The organism is Variovorax sp. YR266 (genome assembly GCF_900107295.1).
GTDB lineage: Bacteria > Pseudomonadota > Gammaproteobacteria > Burkholderiales > Burkholderiaceae_C > Variovorax.
Genome location: NZ_FNPM01000003.1, coordinates 151,918 through 167,566, shown reverse-complemented (window position 1 = coordinate 167,566; position 15,649 = coordinate 151,918). Strand labels below are relative to the sequence as shown.

Annotated in this window: 13 protein-coding genes; 1 reads left to right on the top strand and 12 read right to left on the bottom strand. The window is 67.5% G+C overall.

Features of this window, described 5'->3' with window-relative positions:
• Window positions 1-17: 17 nt before the first annotated feature.
• The 11 genes from BLW48_RS09940 to BLW48_RS09890 all read right to left on the bottom strand — a co-directional run bounded on the left by BLW48_RS09940 (window position 18) and on the right by BLW48_RS09890 (window position 13,122).
• The gene (locus BLW48_RS09940; RefSeq protein ID WP_093055338.1) at window positions 18-608 is read right to left on the bottom strand and encodes an NAD(P)H-dependent oxidoreductase; all 591 of its coding nucleotides are present in this window, start codon (window positions 606-608) and stop codon (window positions 18-20) included.
• 154 nt (window positions 609-762) lie between these two features.
• On the bottom strand, window positions 763-1,791 hold the full coding sequence (locus tag BLW48_RS09935; RefSeq protein WP_093055340.1) for an ABC transporter substrate-binding protein: 1,029 nt from the start codon (window positions 1,789-1,791) through the stop codon (window positions 763-765).
• A gap of 56 nt (window positions 1,792-1,847) precedes the next feature.
• Window positions 1,848-3,227, bottom strand: coding sequence for an FAD-binding oxidoreductase (locus BLW48_RS09930; protein WP_093174372.1), 1,380 nt, complete (start codon window positions 3,225-3,227; stop codon window positions 1,848-1,850).
• Window positions 3,217-4,104, bottom strand: coding sequence for an ABC transporter permease (locus BLW48_RS09925; RefSeq protein WP_177142308.1), 888 nt, complete (start codon window positions 4,102-4,104; stop codon window positions 3,217-3,219). The genes BLW48_RS09930 and BLW48_RS09925 overlap by 11 nt, the downstream gene beginning before the upstream one ends.
• Window positions 4,082-4,882 carry an ABC transporter ATP-binding protein gene (locus tag BLW48_RS09920; RefSeq protein WP_093174370.1) on the bottom strand — a complete coding sequence of 267 codons (801 nt, stop codon included), beginning with the start codon at window positions 4,880-4,882 and terminating at the stop codon, window positions 4,082-4,084. Before BLW48_RS09920 ends, BLW48_RS09925 begins: the two co-directional genes overlap by 23 nt.
• A 13-nt stretch (window positions 4,883-4,895) precedes the next feature.
• The gene (locus BLW48_RS09915) at window positions 4,896-5,717 is read right to left on the bottom strand and encodes a creatininase family protein (protein WP_093055346.1); all 822 of its coding nucleotides are present in this window, start codon (window positions 5,715-5,717) and stop codon (window positions 4,896-4,898) included.
• Window positions 5,718-5,893: 176 nt separating this feature from the next.
• The gene (locus BLW48_RS09910) at window positions 5,894-8,524 is read right to left on the bottom strand and encodes an autotransporter family protein (protein ID WP_093174368.1); all 2,631 of its coding nucleotides are present in this window, start codon (window positions 8,522-8,524) and stop codon (window positions 5,894-5,896) included.
• Between the two features lie 158 nt (window positions 8,525-8,682).
• On the bottom strand, window positions 8,683-9,861 hold the full coding sequence (locus BLW48_RS09905) for an MFS transporter (protein WP_256330745.1): 1,179 nt from the start codon (window positions 9,859-9,861) through the stop codon (window positions 8,683-8,685).
• A complete protein-coding gene (locus tag BLW48_RS09900; RefSeq protein WP_093055350.1) occupies window positions 9,858-11,483 on the bottom strand; it encodes an MFS transporter in 1,626 nt (541 codons plus the stop codon). Before BLW48_RS09900 ends, BLW48_RS09905 begins: the two co-directional genes overlap by 4 nt.
• Before the next feature lie 29 nt (window positions 11,484-11,512).
• Complete coding sequence (locus BLW48_RS09895) at window positions 11,513-12,283, bottom strand: amino acid ABC transporter permease (RefSeq protein WP_093076217.1); 771 nt, start codon at window positions 12,281-12,283, stop codon at window positions 11,513-11,515.
• 80 nt (window positions 12,284-12,363) lie between these two features.
• A complete protein-coding gene (locus BLW48_RS09890; RefSeq protein WP_093055354.1) occupies window positions 12,364-13,122 on the bottom strand; it encodes a basic amino acid ABC transporter substrate-binding protein in 759 nt (252 codons plus the stop codon).
• Between the two features lie 192 nt (window positions 13,123-13,314).
• Between BLW48_RS09890 and BLW48_RS09885 the strand changes: the two genes are divergently transcribed.
• The gene (locus tag BLW48_RS09885; RefSeq protein WP_093174364.1) at window positions 13,315-14,991 is read left to right on the top strand and encodes a M28 family metallopeptidase; all 1,677 of its coding nucleotides are present in this window, start codon (window positions 13,315-13,317) and stop codon (window positions 14,989-14,991) included.
• Between the two features lie 10 nt (window positions 14,992-15,001).
• Here BLW48_RS09885 and BLW48_RS09880 read toward each other — a convergent pair whose 3' ends face one another.
• A complete protein-coding gene (locus BLW48_RS09880; RefSeq protein WP_093174362.1) occupies window positions 15,002-15,499 on the bottom strand; it encodes an Lrp/AsnC family transcriptional regulator in 498 nt (165 codons plus the stop codon).
• Between the last annotated feature and the right edge of the window lie 150 nt (window positions 15,500-15,649).

Here is a 15,649-nt window from a genome sequence, read left to right as displayed (position 1 = left end):
CCCTGTGTCGATGTTTTCTAGATGCTGCCCAGCTTGCGCGACACGCGCTCGATGAAATGGGTCCGGTCGCGTGCAGTCGCTGCGTTCATGTCGTGCAGCTGCAGCCACGTCACCTTGCAGCGCCACGCGAACAGCGCACGCAGCGCGCGCGTGAACAGCCGCCGGCCCGGGTCGCCGATCATCAGCACGAACCAGCGCGGCGAGCCGCCGGTGGTCACCACCGTCAGCCGCCTGATGTGCCGCATGCCCGACTTCGCGAGCTGCCCCTTGCGTTCCGCCGGCAGGAAGGCCACGCCCGGCAGCCACACCCTTTCGAGCCAGCCCTTGAGCATCGACGGCGGCCCGTGGAACCAGGTGGGAAACACGAACACAAGATGCTCGGCCCACAGCAGCGCTTCGACGTGGGGTTTCACGCGTTCGCGGATCAGGTCGGGGTTGTCGAGGTAGGCGATGCGCTCTTCGCGTGTCAGCGTCGGGTCGAAGCCCTCGGCGTACAGGTCGATGGCCTTGACGGGGTGTCGCGGTTCGAGCGCCTCGAGGGCGGTGCGATAGAGCGCGTGATTGAAGCTGTCAGGGTTCGGATGGCAGTGGACGACTAGCGTTTTCATGGTTGAGGGCCGGTTCGCTCAGGACTTGCGTCGCTGGCGAGACGGGGTCAGAGCCCAAGGAGTGAAAGGCCGCGCGGTGCCTTATGGCAACCCAGGCGCCGGCATCTGACCCCGGCGCAAGCCCCGCGCGACCCACGGGAAAAAATCGGTGTGCTTACTTGCCGGTGAGCTTCTTGCGGACGTCGACGCCGACGCCCTTGTTGACGAACTGCGTGGTGACCACCTTCGACAGGTCGACCTCGCCGGTCTTGTACAGGCCGGCCTTGACCATCTTGTCGTAGAAGTCCTTCACGCGGGCCTCGTCCATCGCGCCGATGCCCTTGGTGAGCGATTCGCCGCTGTCGACGATGCCCATCTTCTTCATCAGCTCGATGGAGCCCTGCGAGGCGGCCACGGGCGAGTCGGGGTTGATCTTGGCGATCATCTCGTTGGCGGCCTTGTTGTCGCCGTAGAGGTAGTTGTTCCAGCCGATGATCGAGGCCTCGACGAACTTGCGCACCGTCTCGGGCTTGGTCTTGATCAGGTCGGCGCGCGTCTCGATGGTGGTCGAGTAGGTCGAGAAGCCGTTGTCTGCCAGCAGCTGCACCACCGGGTCGAAGCCGGCCTGTGCCTTGATCGACAGCGGCTCCGAAATCGCATAGCCCTGTTGAATGGACTTCTTGTCCGCCAGGAAGGGGCCCACGTTGAAGGTGTAGGGCTTGAGCTGCGAATCCTTGAAGCCGTGCTCCGACTTCATCCACTGCCAGAAGCTGAACTGGCCGTCCTTGCCGATGAAGGCCACGGGTGCCTTGGTCATGTCCTTGAAGGTGTCGAAGCCCTGGCCCGGGTGGGCGAACATGGCCTGCGGGTCTTTCTGGAAAAAGGCCGCCACCACCACCGTGGGCACGCCGTTCTTCACGTTGTCGAAGGACTGCAGCAGGTTGCCCGTCATCAGGAAGTCGACCTTGCCGGCCGGCAGCATCGGCCGGTTGTTGACCATCGGGCCGCCCTGCTGGATGTCGACGTCGAGGCCGTACTTCTTGTAGGTGCCGTCCACCAGGGCCTGGTAGAAGCCGCCGTGGCCGGCCTGCGCCTTCCAGTTGGTGGCGAACACCACTTTTTCCTGCGCCTGCGCGGCGAAGGCGGCGGCCGCGAGGGCCAGGCCGAAGGCAAGCGGTCGGAGATTGAAAGCGGGGATGCGCATGGGGACGGACTCCTGTGGAGGTTTTGGAAGGTACGGGATGCGGAGACTAAATCTTTTCAGCGTTCGGTCGCCATCTCTGGCGACCAGCCGCGCGTCTTGCCGGGATTCATCAGCCCCATCGGATCGCTGCGCTTCTTGAATTCGATCTGCTGCGTGTCGATGGTCTTCATGCCGCCGTCCTCGATGGTGACGACGTGCGGGTTGAAGATCTGGCAGCCGCCCTGCGACTCGATCTCGCGGATCACTTCGTACTGGTGGGCCTCGCCCTTCCAGCGCACGAGCAGGATGCCGAAGGTGCCGCACTCGCCGTTGGCGCGCGCGAAGTCCTGGTGCTGCAGCACGTCGTCGCCGAAGATTTGCAGATGGCGCTCGACCACGGCCGGGTCGAAGGGCTGGGCGTAGGCCACCTGCAGATAGGTCCAGCCGCGGTCTGCCTTCAGCGCCTGCAGCGTCGTGTGGTTGAACGCGCACTCGTAGGCCGGGGGCAGGCCGTCGGCGAGCAGCTCGGCTTCGGTGCCGGCGACAGAGATCGTGCCGCCCTGCGCATCGGCGAGCGCACGGAAGTCCGCCATCGAATCCGGCGAGACCATGGCGAACACGGCGTGCCGGTCGACAGGAAATCGGTCGCGCATGGCCGTGTAGTAGGGCGAGAAGCGTGCCTCCACTGTCGAGAGCAGGAAGATGTCGAGCGAAGGCGCCTGCGCGGCAATGCCGAAATCGAGCGCGCCGCGATACGTCTCGAACAGCACCGTGCAGTGCACCCATTCGACGGCGGGGCTCAGCGCGACTTCCACGTCGAGGATCACGCCGTTGGTGCCATAGGCGTGGTGCACCTGCTGGATCTCGTCGCCGTGCAATTCGATGATGCGCGGCTCGCGCTCCACCGTCATCACGCGCGCGCGCAGCAGGTTGCCCGGGTCGCGCAGGATGCCGTGGCGGAACGAGCCGATGCCGCCGAAGCCGCCCGCGATGAAGCCGCCGATGGACGCCACATGCCAGGTCGAGGGCCACATGCGCAGCGCCTGCCCGGTCTCGCGTGCGGCGAGGTCGATGTCGTGCATGCGCGCGCCGGCCTCGACGCGGATGCGTCCGGGCTGGATGTCGAGCACGCGGCACATCTGCGTCACGTCGAGCACGATGCCGCCTTCGAGTGGCACGCACTGGCCGTAGTTGCCGGTGCCGCCGGCACGCACCGTGAGCGGCAGCTTCCATTTCGCGGCCACGGCGGCCGCCTGCCGCACGTCGTCTTCGGTGCTGACCTTGACGACGAGGTCGGCCACGCAGGCCGCGAGCTGCGCGGTGAGGATGGGGCTGTACCAGTAGAAGTCTTTCGACAGCTGCTTGCGCTGGGCCGGCGCGGTGATCAGGTTGAGGCCGCGCAGGTCGGCGCGCACGGCATCCCAGTCGACGGCGGGCACGATGGTCCTAGCGTTCACGGCGCATTTCGCTTTCGTGCCAATGCCCGAGCACCAGCCGCGACAAGGCCGCGAACACGATGAAGATCACGATGCCCAGCAACGACACCAGCAGCAGCGCCGCGAACATCATCGGAATCTCGGTGCGGAAGCTCGATTCGAGAATGCGCGATGCAAGACCCGTTTCCTTGCCCGCCGTGCCGGCCGTGAACTCGGCCACCACCGCGCCGATCAGGCTCAGCCCGCCCGCGATTTTCAGGCCCGCCATGAAGTACGGCAGCGCGCTGGGCGCGAGCAGGTAGCGGAAGGTCTGCCACGGCGAGGCCTTGTAGAGCTGGAACAGGTCGCGAAGGTTGCTGTCCGCGCTTTTCAGTCCGATGACGGTGTTCGACAGGATCGGGAAGAAGGCCACGATCCACGCGCACAGCAGCAGCGCCGCCGTGGTGCTCGACACATAGATCAGGATCAGCGGCGCAATCGCGATGATCGGCGTCACCTGCAGGATCACCGCGATCGGGAACAGGCCGATCTCCACCCACTTGAAGAGCGCGAACGCAATGGCCAGCAGCACGCCGCCGACGATGGCCGCGGCGAGCGCGAGCAGCGTGAGCTTCACCGTGAACCACAGCGCACTCGACAGCGAATCCCAGTTGTCGAACAGCGTGCGAAGAATGAGCGAGGGCGCGGGCAGGATGTAGTGCGGGATGTTGTTGGCGCGAACCGTCCATTCCCAGATGAGCAGCAGCAGCACGACGATGCCCGCGGGCACGACGACGCGCAGCAGCGACTCGCGCCGGCGCAGCCTGTCTTCGTGCGCACGCAGCGAGGCCTCGGAGGGCGCCGCATCCGCATTGGCGTCCGCGAGGGCGACGGGCTCAGTGATCGATGTCGAGGCCATGCAGGGCTCCGTGCAGGGATTGCGACACGGCAGTGCAGTGCGCGTTGTAGCGGCTCGATGTGCGGAACTCTTCGCCGCGCGGATAGGGTTCGTCGATGCGGATCTCGTCGATCACGCGGCCCGGGCGCGCGGCCATCACGACGATGCGGTTCGACAGGTACACCGACTCGTACACGCTGTGCGTGACGAACACGACCGAGAAGCGGTGCTCGCGCCAGATGGCCAGCAGGTCGTTGTTGAGCTTGATACGCGTCATCTCGTCGAGCGCGGCAAAGGGCTCGTCCATCAGCAGCAGCCGCGGGTGCGTGACCAGTGCGCGCGCAATCGACACGCGCATCTTCATGCCGCCCGAGAGCTCGCGCGGGTACACGTCGGCAAAGCGCGAGAGGCCGACCATCTCAAGCACCTGCTGCACCACCGGCGCAGCCGCGTCGCGGCTCATGCCCGCGAGCTTGAGCGGCAGCCACACGTTGTCGAACACCTTGGCCCAGGGCATGAGCGTGGGCTCCTGGAACACGAAGCCCAGGTCGCGGTCGCTCTGCGTCTTTCCGGTGTTGGCATCCGACCAGTGCATGTCGCCCGAACTGAGGCGTGTGAGCCCCGCGATGAGGCGCAGCGCGGTGCTCTTGCCGCAGCCCGATGGGCCCAGGAAGCTGATGAAGTCGTGCTCGCCGATGTCGAGCGTCATGCCCTGCAGCGCGAGCGTGCCGTTGGCGAAACGCTTGCTGACGTTGCGCAGGGTGACCAGCGGCGGGGTGGATGGCGTGGTGCTTTCCATGATGGCTGCGAGCCTAGCGCCAGGCGGGTTGGTTGGCGAGGCGCGACAGGGGGAAGCGGTCGACCTCGTGCAGCAGCTCGACGAAGCGGCGGCCCACGTGGTCGAGCACCGCCGCGCCCTTTTCGGCGGTGGCGCGCGTGGCGTCGCCGGCTGCGCCCGCGGGGTTGATGTCGTGCATCTGCCAGCCGAGCTTGCCGCTGGGGGTGATCGACAGGAACTTGTTCTCGGCGGCCAGCTGCTCCGTCATCGAGCTGAAGTTCTGGAACTGGTCCTTGCGGACGTAGTCGGGCGTGAGGTGCAGCATGACCGAACTTTCGAGGTCGCCGGCGTGGATGCCGTGCTTGCCTTCATGCGCGGTGAACAGGCCTTCGGGCAGGCCCAGCGTGTACCAGTTGGCGGCCACGACCATCATGTCGTGGGCTTCGCGCAGGTCGCGCGCCACGATGTCCATCACGCTCATCTGGCCGCCGTGGCTGTTGTAGAGCACCAGCTTGCGCACGCCGGCCTTGGCGACACAGGCGCCGATGTCGGTCCACAGCGAGATCAGCGTGTTCGCCGACACGGTGAGCGTGCCCGGGTAGCGCGAGTGTTCGTTGCTCTTGCCATAGGGCACGGTGGGCAGGAACAGCACCGGCAGGTCGTCGGGCAGGTGCGGCAGCGTGGCGCGCACCATGCCGTCGATGGTGGCGGTGTCGGTCGACATCGGCAGATGGGGGCCGTGCTGCTCGGTCGCGCCCACGGGCAGCACGGCGATCAGCCGTTCACGGTCGAGGCGGGAGAACTCTTCGCTGGTCAGGTCAGACCAGAAACGGCTGCGCAGTGGGGGCGGATTCATCGTGGTGTACCTCGTGGCGACGGACGGGATGATGGTCTAAATTATCCATACGGTCAAAAAAGATTGGCTATCCGTGGATACCCGTTGATCTCTCATGACCGATCTCATGCAAGCTGCATGCCATCAAATTTGCTCGAATGGTCAAAAATTGACCCTGAGCGCCCGCCGCCCGGGGTTCACCAGCGCAGGCGCAGCCCCACTTGCCCCTGCACGCCGGTCTGCTCGGTGATGCCGATGGCGCTGGTGTACGCCAGGCCGCCGTAGACCGCCAGCGTCTTGTTCACCTGGCCGACAACGCCGCCGCCGACTTCGAGCGCGCTCGAATTGCGGCGGTTGACGACCTGGTCGGTCGGCCCGAAGTAGATCGCGTTGCTGCCGCTGAAGGTGTGCCACAGGTTGACCTTCAGATACGGCTTCCAGACGCCGCCGCCCGCGTCGAAGCGGCCTTCGAGCCGCGCGCCCAGCCGGCCGGTGACGGCGTTGTCGCGCTGGAAGCGCACGGTGGAAAGGCCATCGTCGAAATCGTCGATCGAGCTGCGCTGCCAGATCAGCTGCGCCTGTGGCTGCAGCGTCACGGTGTCGCTCAGGGCAAACGGATAGCCCGCTTCCAGCGATGCGGTGATCGTCTTGCCGTGCGGCCTGCCGCCGCGGCCGAGCGTGGAAATCGCGTCGGTCTTGAAGCGGGTGGCCATGAGCACGGCGTCGCTGTACCAGCCGCTGCTCGCAATACGGGTCCAGTACGCGCCGAGGCTGTAGCCCTCCACGCTCAGCCGGCCGGCCGCCTCGTTGGTGGCGCCGTCGGCGACGCCGCTCGCGCTGCCGCTGGCGCGCGTGTAGCCGCCCAGCACGCCGACGCGGTTGCGTCCGCCGGCGGCGTCGGTGCCCATCAGGAAGTCGTGGCCGAGCTGCAGGCCGTGGACGTTGCCGTCGAACTGCGGATTCGCATCGCCGCGCAGGCGCTGCCGTGTGCTCTCGCCGAACACGCGGCCCCACGAGGCCTGCCGGCCTTCGCTGTCCCCGTCGCCGGCCAGCAATTGCTGGTCGCCCTGCCGGTCGTGGAAGCTGCCCAGCTGCGCGAGCCCGAGGCGGCGCACCGCGATCGGCAGGGCGCTGTAGAGCGGGACCTCGGGCCGGTAGAGCTTGACCGGCTCCACCGACATGGCGGCTGGCGGCGCGCCGGGCACCGGCGGCGTTTCGTTGAGGACTGCGAGCGCTTCTGTCAGCGAGCCCACCACGGTGCCGCCGACCAGGTAGCCGTTGTTGCGCAGGTACCAGTTGTCGGAGTTGTTGCCGGCCGCGCCGCCTCGGAACAGCCGGTAGTTGTAGGCGCCGGCCTCGACCGCCTGGGTCAGCGAGAACGCGGTGGGGGCCGTGGTGGCGCCGTTGAGTGCCTGCACCACCAGGATGCCGTCGGCCAGCGTGGGCGCGCCCAGGCCGCCGCGGTTGACCACGCGGATGCCGGTGCTGCCCGATGCCGCGCCGCCGTCGATCACGAGCTTGTCCGAGGGCGAGTTGTCGCCCGCCAGCACCGTGTTGACCTGCATCAGCGCGCCGCTGCCGCCGAAGTAGTTGCCGCGCACGGTGAAGGCCCCGAAGTTCACGCCGTCGTTAGGCCCGGGCAGCAGCGTGCCCTGGTTGGTCACGTTGCCCGCGAAGGTGCCGGTGCCGGCCACCGTTGTGCCGGGGAGCACCGTGATGACGGGGCTCGTCAGCGTCGCGGGGAGGTTGAAGCGGCCGGACTCCACCCGTATCGAGTCGGAGAAATTCGCGTCGGTCAGCCACGACCATTCGGTGCCGCGCATCGTCAGGTTCTGGAAATTGCGGAACGCGTTGTCCACCGTGCCGGTGCCTTCGAGGAAGGTGCTGGCGGTTTTTCCGACGCCGCCGTCGGCGCCGCCCCGGATGACCGAGCCGGTCTGCAATATCAGTGTGCCGTTGCCCAGCGCGCCCATGTAGATCGCGTCGGTGTTGGCGGCGCCGCCGTGTCCTTCGATGGTGCCGGCGTTGACCAGCACGTCGTTGCCGTTCTGGCCGCGATAGCCGTAGCCGTTGGCGCTGGACAGCGTGCCACCGGCCCGGTTCTCCACGCGCGAGAAGAAGCTTGAGCCCAGAGTGTTCGCATGCACCGCGTCGGCGCCGCCCGCGGGCGAGTTGGCACCGGTGGTGGTGATGGTGCCGGTGTTCACCAGCAGGTTGGCGACGAGGTTGCCGCCCTGCAGGTAGACGCCCTTGGCCGAGGTGCCGCTGGTATTGATGGTGCCGTTGTTGATCACCGTGTTGCCCGGGCCCAGCATGGAGACGCCGTGCGAGCTGCCGCCCGTGGTGCTGATGCTGCCGTTGTTGGTGATGAGCGTGCGCGTGCTGCTGTTCGACGTCACCAGGATGCCGGAGGTGCTGCTGCTCGTCGTGCGGATGGCGCCGTTGTTGGTCAGGGTGTTGTCATTGCCCGTGGCGACCATCGCCGCGCGGGCAGAACCCGAGCCGCCCGAGACGGTGATGGTGCCGTTGTTCGTGATGGTGCTGGCATCGCGCACCAGCAGGACCTGCGTGGCATTGGTGCTGAGCGTGGCGCCGTTGTTCACGGTGATGCCGACGCCGGTGCTGCCCGGCGTGGCGATCACGCTGGCCGAGCCGGTCGTTGCGCCGTCGCAGACCACGGAGGTGTTCGAGCCCGGCGTGGCGGTTGGCGCGCAGGCGGCATAGGCGCCATCGGCGGCCAGCGTGGCGAGCGTTGCCGCAAGGCAGCGAACTAGAGGGGAGGGGGAAGGAAGGTGACGCGGAATCCGATGCGATCGCGCGATGCTCATGCTTGCTCCTTTGTTCTTGGTTGTCTCTCGTGCACGACCCTGAGGCTGGGCGGTCGTTTGGCCATTTGCCAAGACATTTGGCACGATTAACAATCAAGAAACAATCGAGCGAATGTTTGCATGTTGCTGTAGTGAGACGGCGCGGGCGCCGGTGTCTTTCAGGCCGCCACGGCCTGCGTCTTGCGGCGCGGCCACGGAATGAGCAGGCATGCGCCGAGCAGCGTGACAACGCCCACCAGGCCGCAAAACAGGGTCACGGAAAAGCGCGGGACGACGGTGCCCAGCGCGAACGAGACCGAGAAGATGCCCAGGTTGAGCAGGCTCGCGTGGTACGAGTTGATGGTGCCTCGGCAGCGCTCGGACAGGGCGCTCAGCCTGGCATGGTGCAAGGGCCCGGCACAGCCGTAGCCGAAGGCCCATGGCAAGCCGAGCAGCGCCAGTTGGGCCATCGACCCGACCGGCAGCATGAAGCCGAGCAGGCCCACGGCCGCGACGAGCGCGGCGCCCGGCAATGCCGCTTCGCCCGCCATGCGCTGCAGCTTGCCGCTCGCGAGGTTGCCGCCGATCACGGCCAGCCCGTAGAAGCCCGCCAGCAAGCCGGTGTCGGTGGGAGACAGCGACAGCTTCCGCGAGGCGACTTCCGCCACCACCGCCCCGAACCCCGCGACCCAGCCGAGCCAGAGGTAGCTGGCCGACAGCCGGCGGCGGGCACCGGGCGTCTTCAGTGCTTCGCGGTGCGTGGCCATGAAGTCCATGTGCATCGCATGCGAGCCGGCGCCGGGTACGCGATCGGCGAAGGCGCGCGAAACCGCCAGCGCGGCCAGCACGGCGAGGGCGGCCAGCGCGTAGTAGGCCGACCGCCATCCCCACGTATCCGCCAGCCGCCCCGCCAGCACGGGCGTGAGAACGAACGCCAGCATCAGGCCGATGAAGACGTGGCCCAGGCGCCTGCCCACCTGCTCGGGCGGCGATTCGTCGGCCACCAGGGCCAGCGCGTTGGGCTGAACGACGGCCGCGCACACACCGGCCAACGCCGACAGGACGATGGCCGCCAGCAGATGGGGTGCACTGGGAATGAGCGCGCTGAGCAGCGCGAACCCGAGCAGCCCCGCCTGCAGCGGTCGCTTGCGTCCCCAGCGGTCCGACAGCGGTCCTGCCAGCAGGGCCACCGCGCCATAGCTGAGCCCGTAGGCGGCGGGCAGGTAGGCGATGGCGCTGGAGCGAACGCCGAAGTCGGCGCTCATGGCGCCCATCATCGGGCCGGCGAGCACCTCCGCCGAGCCGATGAGGAAGAGGCAGCCGAAGAGCGTTGCGATCTGCGAGGTTTTCATGCTCATCGCCGCACCACATAGCGCGTGACCACGGGCGGCGATTCGCCGAGGTGAAAGGCCAGCCGCCGTTCGCGCAATGCCATGTCGCTGGCCGTCGCGCGATTGAAGCGGCGCAGGTGGTCGGTCCACGATTCGTCGACGATCTGCTCCACGTAGCGCTCCGGCTGCGCGATGTCGTGCAGCAGCTCCCAGCCGATGGCGCCCTGGCTCAGGCGCGCGCGGCGGGTCTGCTGCATCACGAGGTGGAAGGCGGCGGCGCGGGCCGGGTCGATCATGAATTCGACGGTGATGACCACGCGGCCGTCTTCCTGCGGTGCCTCGGTCGGCGGGCCGGCGGCCCAGCCGGCCTGCGCGGGGCTGGTGTCGTCCTCGCCGCTCACGTCGGTGACCCAGCGCAGGGCCATGAGCATCAGCAGCGTGCCGCTGATGGCGGCGACGGAAAGGCTGGCGACCAGCGAGGTGACCGTGGCCACCTGCCCCCAGATCGCCGCGCCGATCGCGCTCGCGCCCATGATCGCCATCTGGTACATCGACATGCCGCGCGCGCGCACCCAGTCGGGCAGTGCGAGCTGGGCCGACACCGACAGCGAATTGGCCACCGTGATCCACGCCATGCCGCCGAAGAACATCGCCGGCACCGCGACCCATGCGTTGGGCGCGAAAGCCATCACGGCCGTGGCGCCCGACTGCAGCAGCGTGCCGCGCAGCACCAGCTGGTCGCGCCCCAGCGCCTGGCGCAGCCGCGGCAGGAACAGCACCGCGATGATCGCGCCCGCGCCCATGGCCGCCAGCAGCAGCGTGAAGGTGCCCGCGCCGCCGCCCTGGAGGTTGCGCGCCAGCAGCGGCAGCAGTGCCAGCAGTGCGGTCGAGTGAAAGAAGAAGATAGAGATGCGCGTGAGCACCGCGCGCATGCGCTGCGACTGCCGCACGAACTGCACGCCCACGCGCATCGCGCTGATGAGCTTCTCGCGGCCCAGCGGGTTGGGCGTGTGCTCGCGCCGCCAGCGCAGCACCACGAAGCCCGAGGCCACCGACAGCACCGCGTTCAGCGCAAAGACCCAGATGCTGCCCGCGCTCGCGATCAGCATGCCGGCGGTGAGCGGGCCGACGATGCGCGAGGCGTTCATCGCGATGCCGTTCAGGCCGAGCGCGGCCGGCAGCTGCGGCCTCGGCACCAGCTCGGGCACGATGGCCGCGAACACCGGCCAGCGCAGCGCCAGGCCGATGCCGTTGGCAAACGTGAGCGCCAGCAGCAGTGGCGCGGTCATGAGGTCGAGCGCCAGCGCGGCGCACAGCACGATGGCGGTGCCGGCCAGCCAGAACTGCGTGGCAACCAGCCAGCGCCTGCGGTCGAGGATGTCGGCCAGCGCGCCGCTGGGCAGGCCCAGCAGGAAAACCGGCAGCGTGGAGGCCGACTGCACCAGCGCCACCCAGATGGGCGAGGTGGTCAGCGAGGTCATCATCCACGCGGCGGCCACGTCGTTCATCCACATGCAGATGTTGGCGACGAGCCATGTGCTCCACAGCATGCGGAACACGGGGAGCTTGAGGGGCTCGAGGGCCGCGAGCTTCGTTGGCTGCGGCCGCGCGGGCGGGATCGGTGTCTCTTCGGGGGATATGGGTGGCATGTGCCGCTATTGTGGCGCGGCCTCTTCTCTCAACCCCGGTCGCTGCGTGCGAGGCGGTGTTCGAGGCGGCGCAGCATCGTCGTGAGCACCAGCGTCATCACCCAGTAGATGACCGAGATCGCGAGGTACGGCTCCCAGTAGCGCGCATAGGCGCCGGCCACGGTGCGTGCGGCGTAGGCCAGCTCGGCCAGGCCGATGGCGGAGACCAGCGAGGTGTCCTTCAGCAGCGCGATGGCGTTGTTCCCCAGCGGCGGCAGCATGCGGCGGAAGGCCTGCGGCAGCACTACGTAGCGCATTACCTGCGCGGGCGAAAAGCCGATCGAGCGGCCGGCATCGAACTGCCCGCGCGAGATCGACTGGATGCCCGCGCGGAACACTTCGGAGATGTAGGCGGCCGAGTTGAGCGTGAGCGCCACCACGCCCGAGATGAGCGCGCCGTGCTCCTGCTTGAGCGTGCGCGCGAGTTCGCCGTCGATCAGGATGCCCGAGGTCGGGTGGATGAACACCGGCATCACCGCGAAGTGGATCAGCAGGATCTGCACGAACAGCGGCGTGCCGCGAAAGAAGCTCACGTACACCGTGGCCGGCCAGCGCAGGAAGAAACGCGCCACCCAGGTCCACGGCGCATGGCGCGGGTGCGCCAGGCGTGCGAGCGCAAGGCACAGCCCCCAGCTGGAACCCAGCAGCACGCAGACCACCGTCATGCGCAGCGTCATCCAGGCGCCCTGCCAGAACAGGTCTTTGTATTCCACGAGGATGTCCCAGCGGAACCATCCGAAAAGCAGCACTGGTTGTTCCATGCTTGCGTCCTCAACTCTCAGTCAACGAAAAACGAAACGGCCGCGTGAGGGCGGCCGTGTTCAGGGAAATGCCGTGCGGCTCAGCGCACGTTCGGGTCCTTGTTGAACCACTTCTTGTAGATCGTCACATAGCTGCCGTCGGCGCGAATGGCCGCGAGGCCGGCCGTGAGCTTGTCGAGCAGGGGCTTGTCGCCCTTCTTCACGACGATGCCGAAGCCCTCTTCGGGGAAGGACTTATCGTCCAGTGTCTTCAGCTCGGGGTTCTGCGCCACGCGATAGGCGATCACGCCGTTGTCGCCCATGGCGGCATCGACGCCGCCGCCGGCCAGCTCGGAAATGATGAGCGGCGTGCTCTCGAAGCGGCGGATGTCGGGGTTGGTCTTGCCGAATTCGCGCGAGGCGATGTCGTCGGCGGTGGAAGCACTGACCACGGCGATCTTCTTGCCGGCCAGGTCCTTCAGCGAGGCGACCTTGCTGTTCTTCGGCAGCGCGATCAGCTGGCGGGCCGCGAAGTAGGGAGGCGTGAAGTCGTAGCTCTGCTTGCGCTTCTCGTTGATGGTCACGCCCGAGATCACGAGGTCGACGTCGCCGTTGTTCAGCGCGCCGAAGATGCCGGTGAAGGGCGTGTTGACGATCTTGATCTTCAGGCCCTGCTGCTTGGCGATGGCGTTGATGATGTCGATGTCGAAGCCGACGATCTGCTTGTCCTTGTTCTCGAAGGCGAAGGGCGCGTAGGTGGCGCTGGAAGCCACCGTCAGTTCGCGGTTCTGGGCCTGGGCGCCAAGGGCGAGCGTGGCGGCAGCGAGGCCGAGGGCCAGGGCGCGGCGGAGTGGATTCATTCGGGGTCCTTGCTTTTTCGCCGTCCGGCGGGAGGTGGTGGGCGGGGATTTTAGGCTGTCGCTATCGGCCGCCCCCGGGGCGCTCCCTGGAGTGCGGGGCTAACTAAGGTTCTCCGGGAGAGATGAAGGGCATCGGGGAGCGAACGTGGCCTGCTGACTAGTATCCGGAGCTTTCCGGTTCAGGAGCCTTGCATGACGACCTCGCGGCTTGCTTTTCTTCTCTGTGGCATCGGCCTCACATGCAGCGCTGCGAGCGCGCTGGCGGCTGATCCTCCGGCGCCGCGATTCGATCCGCAGCGCCTGTCGCAGATCGTGAAGACGGTTTCCGGCGACGACTTCGAGGGCCGCGCGCCGGCTACGCCAGCGGAGGCCAAGACGGTCGACTATCTCGTGGCCCAGTTCAAGGCCGCGGGCCTCGCACCGGGAGGTGATCTCGAAGGCGGCCGGCGCGGCTGGACGCAATCGGTGCCGCTGGTGAAGACCGAGTTCCGCGGTACGCCGCGGCTCATGCTCCAGGTGGGAGCCCATAGCGACGCGCTCGTGCAGGGCGAGCAGATCGCGGTGCGCGCCGCGCTCGACGGCTCGACCACGGTCGCGATCCAGCAGGCGCCGCTGGTGTTCGTGGGCTACGGCGTCAGCGCGCCCGAGCGGCGCTGGGACGACTACAAGGGCGTCGACCTGAAGGGCAAGATCGCCGTCGTGCTGGTGAACGACCCCGACTTCGAAACCGGCAGCGGAGACTTCGGCGGCAAGGCAATGACCTACTACGGCCGCTGGACCTACAAGTTCGAAGAGGCCGCGCGCCGCGGTGCGCTGGGCGTGCTGATCGTGCACGAGACCGCTCCTGCCGCCTATGGCTGGGCCACGGTCAAGAACTCCAACACCGCGACCATGCTCGACATCGAGCGCGAAAAGCCGGCCGCCGTGCATCCGAAGCTGGAGGGCTGGATCCAGCGCGAGGTGGCGGTCGATCTGCTGCGCCGCGCGGGCCTGGACTTCGAGGCGCAGAAGAAGTTGGCGCAAACGCGCGAGTTCCAGCCGCAGCTACTGAAGGATGCGAGCCTCTCGGCCGAGTACGCGATCGACCGGCAGGTGATCGTCTCGAAGAACGTGGTGGGCCGTGTCGAGGGCCGCAAACGGCCGGGCGAGACGGTGATCTACAGCGCTCACTGGGACCACCTGGGCGTGGGCGCGCCCGATGCCAGGGGCGACAGGATCTACAACGGCGCGGTCGACAACGGCACGGGGCTGGCCGCGCTGATCGAGATGGGCCGCGCCTTCGCGAGCGCGCCCAGGAAGCCCGAGCGCTCCGTCGTCTTCCTGGCCGTGACGGCCGAGGAGCGCGGCCTGCTCGGCTCCGAGTACTACGGCGCCAAGCCGCTGTATCCGCTGGCGCGGACCGTGGCTGTCATCAACATGGATGCGCTCGGCCCGGAAGGCCCGGCGCGCAATTTCAGCACCTCGGGCAGCGCGGCCTCGCAATTGCAGGATCTGCTGGTCGAGCAGGCCAAGGGCTTCGGCCTGGCCTATGCGCCGGACCCGCACCCCGAAGCTGGCTATTTCTTCCGCTCCGACCATTTCTCGTTTGCCAAGCGTGGTGTGCCGGCGTTGTCCTTCGCCTCCGGCAACGACCTGGTGGAAGGCGGCCTCGCTGCCGGCGAAGCGGCCAGCAAGGCCTACACCGCCGAGCGCTACCACCAGCCGGCCGACGAATGGCGCGCCGACTGGTCCTTCACCGGCATGGCGCACGACCTGCCGCTGCTCTATCGCGTGGGCGAGACGCTGGCCAACAGCCACCGCTGGCCGGAGTGGGGGCAGGGGTCGGAATTCCGCGCGATCCGCGAGGCCAGCCGAGGGGAGCGGCGCTGATCCAAGACGCCTAAGACGCGTGCGTCCGAGAGGAACCGCCGAGATGGCCCAGCGGCAGTGCGCTGCTGGCCTTTACCTCGCCCAGCGAGAAGCTGGTGTGCAGGTCTTTCACGTTCGGCAGGTTCATGAGGTGCTGGCGCGCGAAGGTCGAGAAGCTGTCGAGGTCCTGCGCCACCACCTGCAGCTCGAAGGTGCCGGTGCCGCTGATGTAGTGGCAGGCGATCACGTCGGGCAGCTTGCGGATCGCGTCTTCGAGCCTGCGGGTGGCCTCGTGCGTGACGCGCTCGGTGTCCACGCGCACGAAGGCGAGCACGCCCAGGCCGATCTTGTGGCGGTCGATTTCGGCGTGGTAGCCCTTGATGAAGCCGGCCTCTTCCAGCGCGCGCACCCGGCGCCAGCAGGGCGCAGCCGAGAGGCCCACGCGCTGCGCAAGCTCGGCGTTCGTGAGGCGGCCGTCGGCCTGCAGTTCTTGCAGGATTGCGAGGTCGAACTTGTCAATGCTTTCCATGGATGGCAATCTTAAGCAAGATTCTTTCTGGAAGCGGGTTTTTCAGGGCAAAGAACGCAAACACCTGTCGCGGACCCCGGCATACACTTTGCACGATCATGGGCTCGTGCCCTACCCGGGCACAGACCCACAGTAATCAGCCAGGCTCAC